The organism is Methanobacterium bryantii (assembly GCF_002287175.1).
GTDB lineage: Archaea > Methanobacteriota > Methanobacteria > Methanobacteriales > Methanobacteriaceae > Methanobacterium_D > Methanobacterium_D bryantii.
Genome location: NZ_LMVM01000012.1, coordinates 540,279 through 553,855, shown reverse-complemented (window position 1 = coordinate 553,855; position 13,577 = coordinate 540,279). Strand labels below are relative to the sequence as shown.

The 13,577-nt window shown below is 33.4% G+C and carries 12 protein-coding genes; 8 read left to right on the top strand and 4 right to left on the bottom strand.

All coding sequences use genetic code 11. From position 1 onward, the window contains the following. Positions 1-130 precede the first annotated feature (130 nt). On the bottom strand, positions 131-373 hold the full coding sequence (locus tag ASJ80_RS08210; RefSeq protein ID WP_048081795.1) for a TRAM domain-containing protein: 243 nt from the start codon (positions 371-373) through the stop codon (positions 131-133). Between the two features lie 160 nt (positions 374-533). Here ASJ80_RS08210 and ASJ80_RS08205 point away from each other — a divergent pair, with 160 nt between their 5' ends. The 5 genes from ASJ80_RS08205 to ASJ80_RS08185 all read left to right on the top strand — a co-directional run bounded on the left by ASJ80_RS08205 (position 534) and on the right by ASJ80_RS08185 (position 6,568). After that, positions 534-1,004: a metallophosphoesterase gene (locus tag ASJ80_RS08205; protein ID WP_245837529.1), complete on the top strand. Its 471-nt coding sequence runs from the start codon at positions 534-536 to the stop codon at positions 1,002-1,004. A 302-nt stretch (positions 1,005-1,306) separates the two neighbouring features. Next, complete coding sequence (locus ASJ80_RS08200) at positions 1,307-2,326, top strand: UPF0104 family protein (RefSeq protein WP_069585047.1); 1,020 nt, start codon at positions 1,307-1,309, stop codon at positions 2,324-2,326. Between the two features lie 174 nt (positions 2,327-2,500). Next, entirely contained in the window at positions 2,501-4,348 is a 1,848-nt protein-coding gene (locus ASJ80_RS08195; RefSeq protein WP_069585045.1) for a PAS domain S-box protein, read from the top strand. A 279-nt stretch (positions 4,349-4,627) separates the two neighbouring features. Beyond that, positions 4,628-5,521, top strand: coding sequence for a formylmethanofuran--tetrahydromethanopterin N-formyltransferase (gene fhcD, locus ASJ80_RS08190; RefSeq protein ID WP_069585042.1), 894 nt, complete (start codon positions 4,628-4,630; stop codon positions 5,519-5,521). A 336-nt stretch (positions 5,522-5,857) separates the two neighbouring features. After that, on the top strand, positions 5,858-6,568 hold the full coding sequence (locus ASJ80_RS08185) for a phage minor head protein (RefSeq protein ID WP_069585040.1): 711 nt from the start codon (positions 5,858-5,860) through the stop codon (positions 6,566-6,568). 220 nt (positions 6,569-6,788) lie between these two features. Here ASJ80_RS08185 and ASJ80_RS08180 read toward each other — a convergent pair whose 3' ends face one another. Beyond that, complete coding sequence (locus tag ASJ80_RS08180; RefSeq protein WP_069585115.1) at positions 6,789-8,678, bottom strand: 3H domain-containing protein; 1,890 nt, start codon at positions 8,676-8,678, stop codon at positions 6,789-6,791. A gap of 167 nt (positions 8,679-8,845) precedes the next feature. On the opposite strand from ASJ80_RS08180, the gene ASJ80_RS08175 reads away from it, so the two are divergent. Next, entirely contained in the window at positions 8,846-10,318 is a 1,473-nt protein-coding gene (locus ASJ80_RS08175; protein ID WP_069585037.1) for a bifunctional ADP-dependent NAD(P)H-hydrate dehydratase/NAD(P)H-hydrate epimerase, read from the top strand. Positions 10,319-10,418: 100 nt separating this feature from the next. Here the strand turns inward: ASJ80_RS08175 and ASJ80_RS08170 are convergent, their stop codons facing one another. Both ASJ80_RS08170 and ASJ80_RS08165 read right to left on the bottom strand, forming a co-directional pair. Then, positions 10,419-10,676, bottom strand: coding sequence for a pro-sigmaK processing inhibitor BofA family protein (locus tag ASJ80_RS08170; protein WP_069585035.1), 258 nt, complete (start codon positions 10,674-10,676; stop codon positions 10,419-10,421). Between the two features lie 157 nt (positions 10,677-10,833). Beyond that, positions 10,834-12,015, bottom strand: a complete 1,182-nt coding sequence (locus ASJ80_RS08165; RefSeq protein ID WP_069585032.1) for an argininosuccinate synthase — start codon at positions 12,013-12,015, stop codon at positions 10,834-10,836. An 83-nt stretch (positions 12,016-12,098) separates the two neighbouring features. Here ASJ80_RS08165 and ASJ80_RS08160 point away from each other — a divergent pair, with 83 nt between their 5' ends. Together ASJ80_RS08160 and ASJ80_RS08155 are read left to right on the top strand one after the other, a co-directional pair. Beyond that, entirely contained in the window at positions 12,099-12,818 is a 720-nt protein-coding gene (locus ASJ80_RS08160; protein ID WP_069585030.1) for a succinylglutamate desuccinylase/aspartoacylase domain-containing protein, read from the top strand. Positions 12,819-12,867: 49 nt separating this feature from the next. Continuing rightward, on the top strand, positions 12,868-13,545 hold the full coding sequence (locus tag ASJ80_RS08155) for a metal-dependent hydrolase (RefSeq protein ID WP_069585028.1): 678 nt from the start codon (positions 12,868-12,870) through the stop codon (positions 13,543-13,545). Positions 13,546-13,577 lie beyond the last annotated feature (32 nt).

Below are 13,577 nucleotides of genomic sequence, written 5' to 3'. Positions count from 1 at the left end.
CAATATATGAATTAACTATCAAGTAACAATCAAATACAAAAAAAATAAGTTTAAATATTAAAAAAAGAGTGAAGTGTCGTGAAAATCATTATTTTCAAGACTTATTAATTAAATTAAATTTAATTTAAGTTTATTCAACATCTTCAACTATATCAGCAAAACCGAAGTTTCTTCTTGTTGAGTTAATTTTGATTTTAACTTCATCGCCCAGTTTTGCTCCTGATACAAAGACAACAAATCCTTCTATTCTTGCGATTCCGTCGCCATCTCTTCCAACATCTTCAATTTTAACATCGTATTCGTCTCCTACATTAATAGGAGCTGAAGGTCCTTTATCTGAGAAATTATCTCTTCCGTAATTATTTCTAAACAATTCATCACATCCTAATAAGCTAGAAAACTAGCTTAAAATATTCTTTATTTTAGATATATATAAATATTGTTATTAATAATTTCAAAAAGATTGATTTTATTTAAGATAAATGATCAATTTTATACAGATTATTTACATAAATAAAAATATGATTGGTATAATGTCAGACTCACATGATAATTTACCTGCAATAAGGGAAGCCGTCAAATTTTTCAATGAAGCAAAAGTAGAATTAGTAATACATGCTGGGGATATGATTTCACCATTCGCTGCTAAAGAAATTAAAAATCTCAATGCAGAATTTAGAGCCGTTTTTGGGAATAATGACGGCGAACGAGATGGTTTACGGCATTTTTTTAAAGGTATTTGCTACCACAATGATTTTCAAGAACTTGAATTGCATGGGAAAAAAATTGCAGTTATTCACGGCACAACTGAAGATATTGTGACAGCTCTCGTTAAAAGCGGGAATTATGATATTGTTATACGGGGACATACACATAAACTAGAAGTTAAACAGGGAAAATGCATGATGATTAACCCTGGAGAAATATGCGGATACCTATCTGGTAAAAAAACGGTTGTACTGCTTGATCCTGAAGATTTAAGCTATGAACCTATTGTTTTATAATAATTAATTAACAGATAGTAACTATTTTATCGCCCCTAAAGTGATAGGATACTGTAAATTTTGTATCCTGAAGTAAGTTTACATGTTTTAAAGATTAATTCCATAATTACAATTTAACATAAAATATAATTCATGCCCACGATTATAAGACATGAGCGAAAGTTATATACTATGTTGTATACATTATCAAAAATCTTAAATTAACTGTTTAATAATTGAATGTGAGATAAAATTAGTAATGTTAAATATCACAACCGATATTAAAATTTTATATATGTATAACTCAAATAAGGGCAGAAAATATGAAACATAGCACTTTGATCTTATCACTCGTAGGATTTGGGATTCTCGCAGCTATGGTTCTGATTATAGGGCCAAGCAAAATTGTAAGTGCAGTTGAATTAGCAAATCCATGGTATCTGATTCTTGCAGTACTTATACAGTTTGCAATTTATGGTTTATGGACCCAGCGATGGGCAATAAATGTGAATTCTGTAGACATTAACATTAAAAAAATTCATCTCCTTCCCATGTTAATGGTAGGTATGGCTATTAATAACCTAACTCCAAGCGGAAGAGGAGGAGGAGAGCCAGTAAGGGGATATATATTAAGTAAATACTCAAAAACAACCTTCGAAAAGTCTTTTGCAACAGTGATAGCAGATAGAGGACTTGATACATTTCCTTTCATGGTTCTAGCCGTTATAACCATAATTTCTCTAGTTTTATTCATGACTTTATCAGAACTGGTAGTAATAGGCCTTACAATTGCAGTTATAGCCCTGCTTATTCTATTTATAGTGGCATTATACATGTCCATAAATAAAGAATTCGGTAAAAAAGCCACATTATGGCTTGTAAAGGTAATAAAACGATTTTCTAGAAAGGAACACAGTACACTTGAAGAAAAAGCATTAACTGTTATTCATGGTTTCCAAAACAGCATGAGAACCATGATAAAAGATAGAAATGTTTTGATGTATGGACTCCCACTTTCCTTTGTAATCTGGATTTTTGAAATATTAAGAGTTTACATTGTATTTTCCGCATTCAACGCGGAAGTATCGCTCCTATTAATAGCAGAAGTTTTTATAATTTCTACCCTGCTTGGAATGATACCCCTTCTTCCAGGAGGCCTGGGTGCAGTTGATGGTGTAATGATAATTTTATTTTCTGCTGCAGGTGTTCCACCATCCATAAGTGCTGCAGCAACTATAGTTGAAAGGCTGATTTCATTCTGGATGACCACAATCATAGGTACTGCTGTACTTCCTTATTTTGGAACAGGCGTTGTAGACAAAATTTTTAGTAAAAACAGTTGACAAAATCAGAATACCTAAAATAATCCTGAGATATGCTCAACTCTACTTTTTAGTAAAAATAAGCTCAATGTACAATATTTTTTCTATTTATCGATTTTAAATATGAAATTGATAATATTTTAAATATTATTATATGCTATACTCTAATAAACATCTTAAATTAGAGGATTGTGCATGAATGATGAAGATCTGTTTAAAAAACAGCAGGGTAAATTTAAAATACATTCCACTACTGGAAAAATAGAAGAAAATAGTAATTTAAAAGAAGAACTGCGGCTAAAAACCAGTATTTTAGACATGCATGTTGATCCTATTTTCCTGCACGATATTAAAGGAAACTGCCTTTACCTAAATGAAACAGCATGCAAGTTCCTGGGTTATACTAAAGATAAATTAATGAAAACAAATCTTTACGATTTAAATTTTCCTGAATTTTCTAAATTAAATCTTCAATCAGAAGAACTTGTGAAACAAGAACTAAGATTCCAATCCACTCATTTTAAGAAAGATAAATCAATTATACCTGTAGAAATACATTCAAAACTCATTGAAATAAAATCTGAGAAACTTATTCTCAGCACTGCCCGTGATATTACAGAACTTAAGAAGACCGAGAAAAACTTAAGATGGAACATTAATCTAATTCGCTCTGTGGCAGAAAATTCTCCTCTGGCTTTTTATGTTGTAGATAACAAAACTGATTCTGTTTTATACCTTAATCATAATTTTTGTAAATTATGGGGTTTAAAAGATCTTGAAAAAGAAATAGAAGAAGGTAAACTTAAAAATAAAGAGGTTATATCAAAAATATTGCATTTGGCAGAAGATAAAGAATACTTTATGGAAACATGTGCGCCGCTTCACCACGAAGAGAACAGATCAACCCTGGAAGATGAAATTTCACTTACAGATGGCAGAATTATAAGACGATTCTCTAAACAAATCAGAGATAAAGAAGACCTCTATTTTGGAAGATTGTTTATATGCGAAGATATCAGCGAACGTAAAAAAATTGAGAATTCTATTAAAAACAGAGAAGAACATTTAAGCTTAATTACAGATAATATGCTGGATTTAATGTTCCAGGTTAACAGTGAAGGCATTTTTGAATATGTAAGTCCTTCTATTAAAGATCTACTTGGATATGAATCAGAAGATATCATTGGCAAAAGAGATTATGAATTTATCGGCATGACCCATCCAGATGATTTTGAAATACTTATAGATACGATTCAATTAGTTATCCAAACTTTAAAACCAAACAGAACACAGCACAGGCTTAAACACGCTGATGGACATTATATTTGGGTAGAAACCGTTGGAAATCCCCTTTCTAATAATAAAGGTGAATTTTCAGGGGCAGTGTATATCACCCGCGATATTACAGAACTTAAAAAAGTAGAAACTCAGCTTAAATCTTCTTTAGAGGAGAAAGAAGTGCTTTTACGGGAAATTCATCATAGAGTTAAGAACAACATGCAGATAATAAGTTCTCTTTTAAATCTTCAATCTAGATATTTAAATGATGAAAAAACAGTAAATGTTCTCAATGAAAGCCGGAATCGAGTTAGATCCATGGCAATGGTCCACGAAGAGCTTTATCGATCTCGTGACCTTTCAAAAATTGATTTTGCAGATTATATCCAGAGATTATTATCTGGACTTTTTAATTCATACGGAATTGATAAAAACTTTATAAAGCCAGAAATTAATGTAGAAGATGTTCTTCTAAATATAGACATTGCTGTTCCCTGTGGTTTAATTATAAATGAACTGGTTAGTAACTCTTTAAAACATGCTTTCGTACAGGGGCAAAAAGGAAAGATATCCATTAAATTTCATCCTCAAGATGAAAAATACGTGCTTAAAGTTGCCGATGATGGAATTGGATTTCCTGAAAATATTGATTTTAACAATACAAAAACATTAGGATTACAGTTGGTAACTACCCTTGTAAAACAGTTAGCAGGCAGTATAAACATTTATAAAGATACAGGAACTCTATTTAAGATTGTTTTTTAAGTCAGATAAAAATCTTTACAGTATTTCATAAAATTTCTTTTAATTAACGGTTCAAGTGAAAAATTACACCATTTTTAATTAAATAAAACAATAATCTGCCATTTAATCCAATAGATAATTGTCATCATCAACTCTCTTTTAAATTTACCAAAAAATCAAACATGAGAACATACCATTTCATAGGTACGTTCTTGCTTAACCTTGCAAAATCTATGATTTTCAAGGTTAAACAGAAAAATATATAACTTCTTTTTAACTGACTATCAGACGGTGATTATCATGGAAATAAACGGAGTAGAAATAGAAGATACTTTTGCTGAAGCATTTGGAATACAGGTTTCACGCATACTTGTAACTGCAGCTACCAAAAAGCTGGCTAAAATAGCAGCGACAGAAGCAACCGGTTACGGAACATCAGTTATCGGTTGTCCTGCAGAGGCAGGAATAGACTGCTATGTCCCGCCAGAAGAAACCCCTGACGGAAGACCAGGTTACATGATCATGATCTGTAACATGAGCAAGAAAAAACTCGATCATGAGTTATTAGAACGTGTGGGAATGTGTTTACTAACCGCTGCAACAACAGCAGCATTCGATGCTCTTGATGATGCTGACGAGAAACTAAACGTAGGATTCAAACTGAAATTCTTCGGAGACGGTTTCGAAAAAGAATTAAACATAGATGGAAGAACTGTCTACTCAGTTCCTATAATGTCCGGAGACTTCTTAGTTGAAGGTGAATTCGGAATCAAATCAGGAATTGCTGGAGGAAACTTCTTCATAATGGGAGACAGCCAATCATCAGCATTAATAGCAGCAGAAGCAGCAGTAGATGCAATTGGAGCAGTTGAAGGTGCAATAACTCCATTCCCCGGCGGAGTAGTAGCTTCAGGTTCTAAAGTCGGATCAAACAAATATAAATTCTTAGATGCTTCCACCAACGAAAAAATGTGTGTAACATTAAAAGACGAAGTTGAAGAAAGCGACATCCCAGCTGACGTAAACGGAGTATACGAAATCGTTATTGATGGTGTAAGCGAAGAAGCTGTTAAAGAAGCAATGAAAGTCGGAATCGAAGCAGCAACCAAAGTCCCAGGTGTCTTAAAAATAAGCGCTGGAAACTTCGGCGGAAACCTCGGTACATGCAACATCAAGCTTCACGAAATTTTCTAAATGTGATTCTCAAAACTCCATTTGAGGACCATCTTTCTTTTTTTGACAATATTTTTTTTATAGTATAATCCAAATTAACTTTCAATTTTCATCTTTTAATCAAAAATACTTTCTTTAATGGATTTAGATAGTAACAGAGATATACTAAAAATTCCAAAATTTTTAAAAAATAATTAACAGTAGTCATATAAGCAGCTAGAACTGGGAATGATTTAACATGACACTGGACTAGGTAAGTTTAATAGGTAGATCCTTATCAATAATATTTGACTGTTAAACATTTGAGAGTCCAGAAATATTTAAGCCAATTTAAATAAGCATATAGAAGGGATTACATTGCCTTATATCGTATGTACTAAATGTAACGGATATTACAAGCTTCAGGAATGGGAATCACTAGATGATTTTAAAGAATGTGAATGTGGAGGCGATTTAATACAGGTTGATTCGTTGAATATACCTTATAACACTGAAAGAGTAAAAACCATCGTTGAAACGTTTAAAAATTCTGAACCTGATGAAAAAAATACTGATTCAAATGGAAATCACAAATTAAGTATTAACGTTGACCACACAGACGGATTAACTAAACTATTAAAAAGTAAAAGACCTTCTAAAAAAGGTTTTTCTGTAGAAGAACAAAGATCCATATTTAAAGAAATTGCATTAATTCCAGAACTGTATGATTTTGAATATATAGGTCCAATCGATGACCATACAAAACTACAGATTATCAAAATACTTGCAAAGGTTGTTAACGAGGGTAAAGGAGTTATAGACGCCACCAATGAAATCAAATCAAAAACATCGCTAAATTCCGAGGATGCTGAAAATATAAGTAAGAATGAGATAAGTAGAATAAAAAATCTTGGAAACTGGCGTATTCATAAAGAAAAAGGATATAAATACTTCAAAATATCTAAATCTCTTAATACATGTGAAAAATGCCGTAAAGCATATGATAAAAAGATATTCAATATAAATGAAGTTAAAATGCTTCCCCCATTACACCACCTGTGCAGATGCAACGCCATATTCATAAAATAAATAAAAATAGTAAATACGCTAATTTTCTTTCTTAAATATATAGCCACATGAAGAACATCTATATTTACCTTCTTTGGATTTATATCCTGTTGATGATTTATGTTGAGGCCCACCAATAATTCCTACTGTTCATGAATCCTTCAAAATATGTTTATCCTTACAACCACACTTAAGACTTTTTTGCACAGCAATTCTGCCTTCATATTTTCACCTACTGATTTTATTCATCATCATCAGGTTGACTTTCAACAATTTCCCATATTTTCTCTTCAGGCAAATTGACTCCTAAAAGTATGCCTTTATTATCAAGGGCTTTTTCAATTTTCTTAATGGTCTTGACGTCTGGTGCAGCCACTGTATGAGAATGTATCTGCCGTGATATTTTATATAATGACTCAACAGACCTTCTTGCGTCCGGCCTTTTAAGTTCATCTTCACAGTTTTTAACATCTTCTTCTGAGCTAATGTACAGATTTCTGGTTACAATTTGCCTAACTCCAGGAAGGTAATGCTTTGAATCTAAAATTCTGCCTTTAAGCCCCATTATTATCTTTTTATCATCGAGATTAGTTACTTCATGTCGAAGAAGCAGTTCTACAACCCTACCAAATTCCCGAATTTTAGTTTCTATTTCTTCTTTAGATAAATTAACGCCTAAAAGGAACCCTTTAGCTTTCAACTCATTTTCAACATTTGCCAGGCTCTTAGTATCAGGCCCTGTAATTCTATGGGAATGAATTCCCCCACCTGAAAGAGAATATAGCCTTTCTAATGATTCCATCTTTTTTGAATCCTCATTTAGACTTTTTAAAAAGTTATCCATGTCTTCAATTCGGGATAATCCGATGTTTCTATGGAGTGATTCATGGAATCCCGGCAAATAATATTCGATATCTTCCATTGTACAGCCGTGTTTTAAGATTATTTCAGCTTCTTTGCGTATATCACCAACAGCATGAGATTCTGTAATTTTAATTTCAGGTTTTACAATGACTTCCACAATTCTTCCATGTTTTCTTGCAGCTTCTTTTATCTCATCGTCGTTTAAATTAACTCCTAAAAGTAAACCTTCTTTTTTAAGTTCTCCTACAATCCTATCCAAACTTTCCCTGTCCTGCCCTGAAATCCAATGTGAATGAATTCCACTTACCGATTCATATACCCTTTGCAGTGAGCTTTTTCTTGCGGGATCACGCTCTAAACTATCCATAAACTTATTTAATTCGTCCATTTGAGAAATCTCAATTTTCCTTACAAGGGGTTCCTTAAACTCAGGTAGATGATATTCTATATTTTCCAGGGTAGCTCCATATCTCAGTATTATTTCGGCTTCTTTTTTGATATTTGAAACACCATGCATCATGGTAATTTTCATGAGGGTCGGCTGGATAGCAGCGAAATAAATATCTTCCCCACCGCTTGTTTCAGGTGATATAACTTTATCTGCACCAGATCTGTAAAGTCTTTTGATATTTTCGCTTTTACTTGCCCTTGCAACTATCCATATCTCAGGATGCAGTTCCCTTGCAGTTAGAGTTATGAATAGGTTATCAACATCTTCACCTGTGGCTATTATAATACCTCTTGCTTTTTTTATCCCTGCTGATTTAAGGATGTCTTCATCTGTTGCATCTCCAGGAATTGCAAGAATCTCTGGTTCTTCCCATAATTCTTTTTCTATAATATTCCTATTTCTCTCAATTATTATTGCTTCCTGGTTCCTTCTTTGAAGCTGTTTAAAGACCGCGCTGCCAACTCTACCATATCCACAAAGTATAAAATGATTTTTAGCAGCGGCTATCCTCCTTCTTTGCCTGGAACCAGAAGTAACTTCTTCTACAGCCATTGAAATCACCGTTAATGCTAAAGTAAATACATAAGCAACTAAACCAACTCCTCCTAAAACCAGTGTTATTGTAAAAAGTTTTTGAACAGGAGTAATTGGGATAATATCCCCATAACCAACAGTTGCTATCGTTATAACAGTATAATATAAAGAATTAATTATATCTAAATTCATTATATACATGGATCCAATTATACCATAAATAAACAGCGCCATTAATGCAACTAAAGCATAAATCAATATAGAATACGAAATAATAGGCATATTTTCAGATTCTATAATTGGGAGCAGATTTATTCGGGCCACTAAATCACCATGCAGCTAATATTAATCTATCAAAGTAAAGAGGTTATAATTAAATAATTTGTTTTATAGATTATATAACTAGTGATATTGATTAAACTTTTAATAGATAAATAAGTCGTGATAATATGACTCCAAAGGATATGATGGCCGTTGATAGTAACGCAGAAGAATTAGGCATTTCTAAGTCTGCACTTATGGAAAATGCAGGTAAATCCGTAGCTGATCACATAATTGACATTCTAGATCCATGTAAAATTGTGATATTTGCAGGTACTGGAGGTAATGGTGGCGACGGATTTGTTGCTGCACGGCATTTACTAAATAACGGTTATAATGTAGAATTATTTTTTATAGGACGCTCTGACAGAATTAAATCCCATGAAACTCTTCAAAACTGGACTGCAATCCAGAATATAAATTCAGGCCTAAATTCTCTTAAAGTAAAAACAATTGAAGATTCATCCACACTTAAAAAAGTCACCGCCCCAGTTATAGTTGATGCACTGCTTGGAACTGGAGTTAAAGGCAAGCTTAGAGAGCCAGTTTCAAGTGCAATTGATATAATAAACAAATCTGAAGGTATCAAAATTGCAGTTGATGTACCAAGTGGATTAGATCCTTTGACAGGGAATGTACAAGATAAAGCTGTAGAAGCTGATTTCACACTTACATTTCATGAAATAAAAACAGGGCTTAAAAAAGCTGCTGTTAGATATGTTGGAAATGTTATCCTGTATGATATAGGCATTCCAAAAGAAGCTGAAATATTTTTAGGCAAAGGAGATCTATTAAGGCTCAAAAAAAGAGACATTACCTCCCATAAAGGTAACAACGGAAGAGTTCTTGTTATAGGCGGCAGTCGAGATTACTCAGGCGCTCCAACACTTGCAGCTCATGCAGCATTCAAGTCGGGAGTAGATTTAGTCCATGTAGCATGTCCTCAAAGCGTAGCACTCCCAATTAGATCATATTCACCAGATTTTATCGTCCATACACTTTCTGAAGAGATCATCGTTGAGGAAGACATTGATGAAATAGTGGAACTCTCAAAAAATGTAGATTCAGTTGTAATTGGCTGCGGCATGGGTCGTGATGCAGAAACTGTGACTGCTTTAAATGAAATAGTAGGGGAAATTAAAAAACCGATGGTAATAGATGCCGATGGTTTAAAATTATTATATAATGATATACTCCATGAAATAGAAAATGAAGTAATAGTTACCCCTCATTCTGCAGAATTTAAAGTTCTTTCCGGATTAGATGTTCCAGAAGGACTTAAAGATAAAATGGAAATTATCTCAAAGGTTTCAAATGAAAATAAATGTGTAGTTCTCCTAAAGGGAGCTCTTGATACCATTTCAAACGGTGAAAAAACAAGGTTAAATAAAACTGGAAATCCCGGAATGACAGTTGGCGGAACTGGAGACTGCCTCGCAGGCCTCACTGGAGGACTACTGGCTAAAGGACATGATGCATTTGAAGCTGCCTGTCTTGGAGCTTACATAAACGGAAGAGCTGGAGACATGGCTTCAGTAAAATATGAATATCATTTTACTGCAACTGACATGATGAAGTACATTGACGATGCATTTAGGTGAATATACTCATCAAAAATAGTTTTACAATAGCCAGTATGTTTTAAAAATTAATTTTATTTTTTTGAAATTAACTCTTATTGATTAAAAAAAGATAATTTAGTTAAAAGAATCCTAATATCTGCGCGATTATTAAAAGCAGAACTCCCCATATTCCTCCAAACCCTGCAATAAGAACCGTCAGTATATTTATAGGGATATGGACAAACGGAAGTATATTTACCAGGAACAGAACTATCCATCCAAGTATTACATGAACTAGTATTTTAAGCAGTAGTCCTGCAATTTTAAACAGAATTCCAAGTGCTGCAAATGCAACAATTAGTATTATGATTCCAAGTACTATAAGTTCTATAGACATTTTATCACGTCTTTATATTAGTTAAAGAACTTAATAAAGTTTTTGTGGATTTATTTTTGCTTTTTGAGAAAAGAAAACCAATTAAGCAAAATTATTGTGCATGATTAAGGAACTTTGAAAGATTTTCAAATGTTAAAATAAAAAATTTAAGGACCATTCAGTCCTTTTTACATATTTTATTATAGGTTGCAGCCTGCATACCATAATTTTTGACCATTCCAGTCATTTCACGCTGGTCTATACCTTTATCTTCAAAGGAAACAGCTTCTTCACTGTAAATACTGTAAGGAGATTCCCTTCCAAGTATCCTCAGGTTTCCTTTGTGGAGTTTCACTCTTACAGTTCCAGTTACCCTTCCCTGCATTTTATCAACTGCACTGTCCAGGTCTTCCCTTAGAGGATCATGCCATAGTCCATCGTATACAAGCTCGGAATACATTTCTGAAATGTATGCAGCAAATTTAAGCTCGCTTCTTGTGAGCGTGAGCTGTTCTAATGCTTTGTGAGCAGTTATAAGTAAAATTGCTCCAGGTACTTCGTAATTTTCCCTTGATTTGAGTCCTATTATTCTGTCCTCAATGATATCAATTCTACCAACACCGTGCTTACCTGCAATTTCGTTGCATTTTCCAATTATATCCAGAGGTTTCATTTCTTCATTGTCTAAAGCTACAGGAACCCCATTTTCAAATTTAATTTCCAGGATCTGTGCTTCATCTGGCGCGTCTTCAGTTGAATTTGTCCAGTTGAATGCTTCTTCTGGTGTTTCAACCATCGGGTCTTCGAGGATATCTCCCTCTATAGATCTTCCCCATATGTTTTCGTCGATACTGTAAAGCTTGTCAGAAGCAAGAGGAATACCATGGTCCTTTGCATATTCTACTTCTTCAGTTCTTGTAAGGTTTAAATCCCTTATTGGGGCAATTATATCCATATTGGATTTAGATCTGATCATAGCTTCAAATCTAAACTGGTCGTTACCTTTACCAGTACATCCATGAGCTATTGCATCTGCACCTTCTTTTTTAGCAAGTTCTACGATTTTCATTGCTATTAACGGCCTTGCAAGTGCAGTACTTAATGGGTATCCTTCATATAATGCATTAGCTTTAATTGCTTTGAATATAAAATCTTCTGCAAATTCATCCTTTGCATCTATGGTATAATGTTTTGAAACGCCTATTTTATCTGCAGCTGACGCTGGTCTTTCTATTTCATCTTCGGGCTGTCCTACATCTACGCATGCTGTTACAACTTCCATGTTATATTTTTCTTCAAGTAACTTGATGCACACTGATGTATCTAGACCTCCACTGAATGCGAGAACAACTTTTTTCATTATTTCACCTTGATTATTTATATGAGTCTATAAAAATATAAGATAACTATAGAACAATTATCAATTTAAACTTGGTGGAAGTCATGGCTATCAAAAATATAACTACAATATCCAATGAAACTAAGGGAGAAATTGAAAAAAATATTCACTTAATGGAACATGTTCCTGAAAGTGAAATCATAGCCGACTTAGTTTACACAGCAAAATCTGGAACTCCCCTTTTAAAAATAGGCCGTGGATTTCCAAAAGTGATGATAACTGCAGGAATACATGGAAATGAACTCCCCCCACAGGTAGCTGCAGTCAGACTCATAGGAGAATTATCAAATCAAGATCTAAATGGAACAGTCTATATAATACCTTTTGCGGTACCCCATGCCACTATGGAAAATTCAAGGAGATTTAAAGGAGTAGACATGAATAGAGCGGCCTCAAAAGGAGGTTTTATATCCAATAACATATTAAATGCCATTAAAGATCTTAAAATAAGTGCTGCAGGTGATTTTCATTCTACCAAGCCGGGAAGTAATCCTGGTGTTGAAAGCGTCTTTTGTTCCAAAAGCCCATGTTATAAAAGTTATTTGATAGCAAAGTACATAACAGAGTCCACTTATTCAAAAATAATATGCCATAAAGAAGCCGGCGCATTATACAATGGAGCACTTGAGGACGAGTGTAACCTCGAAGGAGTCCCAGCTGTGACCTGCGAAGTGGTATCACAAAATGGATTAATAACTAATGAAGGCCATGAAAGGTCTTACCTGCAGATGATATCCTACTTAAAGTATTTTGATATAATTTAAATCTAATCTTAATAAAATATCATTGTTTTTCTGATTTTCAGTGATTAAAATGCCGTCTTACAAAAAACACGCCATATTCTCTTTAATAATAGCATTACCTTTCGTTCACGATATCTTCTATCTTTCACTTGCATTGATTGGAGCATCAATGATAGACATGGACCACCACATACGAAAGAATGACCTGATTCTTCTAGCCGTATTAGGGATTTTATTAACGTTTTCACTTTATATTTTAAAATTACCGTTAATAGGAATTTCGTTAATTATAATGGCATTTATATTTTATTTATCAAAACATAGAGGTTTTGTACATTCCATATGGGGAGTAATGACTTTATCATTTTTACTTGCTTTTTCCATCATTGGAATTTACACATTACTTCATGGGTTTAATATCGATGAAAAAATCAGCCTAATTGTAATTTCGGTCATTTTAGGAATTATAGCTTTAAATAAGAAATTTTTACTTCCATTTTTTATCCTTGTACCTGCCGGAATTATAATAACAGAAAATACGGATCTAAATATGCTTTACGTTTTTTTAGCCATATTAATTGGATCTTTAAGCCACATATTACTTGATCTTTTCACCCCCAGCGGAATACGTTTATTAAACCCAGCATCATCTAAAAAATTTAAAAAACGTTCTGGAGCAGTTTTATTCATATTATGGGCATTTTTAGCGTTTATCTACGTTTTTAAGTTGAACAGTACAGTATTTTGATTTATGATTATAAAGTTAGAGTAATTCTTGTT